Source organism: Microseira wollei NIES-4236, assembly GCF_020521235.1.
Lineage (GTDB): Bacteria > Cyanobacteriota > Cyanobacteriia > Cyanobacteriales > Aerosakkonemataceae > Microseira > Microseira wollei.
Genome location: NZ_BLAY01000546.1, coordinates 1 through 502 on the forward strand (window position 1 = coordinate 1; position 502 = coordinate 502).

A 502-nucleotide genomic window follows, 5' to 3' on the forward strand; every position below is an offset into this window, starting at 1 on the left:
ACCCGAATTTATGAAAAACGATCCGCAATCTTGTAGGGACACGGCATCAGAAATATTCTGGAGCCATCAAAATTTGATGATTGCCGTGTCCCTACCCGAATTTATGAAAAACGATCCGCAATCTTGTCGGGACACGGCATCAGAAATATTTTGTCCAAGTGAAAATTGTACGATCGCCGTGTCCCTACCCGAATTTATGAAAAACGATCCGCAATCTTGTCGGGACACGGCATCAGAAATATTCTGGAGCCATCAAAATTTGATGATTGCCGTGTCCCGACGCGAATTTATGAAAAACGATCCGCAATCTTGTCGGGACACGGCATCAGAAATATTTTGTCCAAGTGAAAATTGTACGCTCGCCGTGTCCCTACCCGAATTTATGAAAAACGATCCGCAATCTTGTCGGGACACGGCATCAGAAATATTTTGTCCAAGTGAAAATTGTACGCTCGCCGTGTCCCTACCCGAATTTATGAAAAACGATCCGCAATCTTGTCGG

Annotated in this window: 1 protein-coding gene; it reads left to right on the plus strand. The window is 44.4% G+C overall.

Annotated features, from left to right (window positions below; translation table 11 throughout):
* Window positions 1-10: 10 nt before the first annotated feature.
* On the plus strand, window positions 11-502 hold a 492-nt coding region (locus MiSe_RS49790), incomplete at its 3' end, for a hypothetical protein (RefSeq protein WP_226595033.1).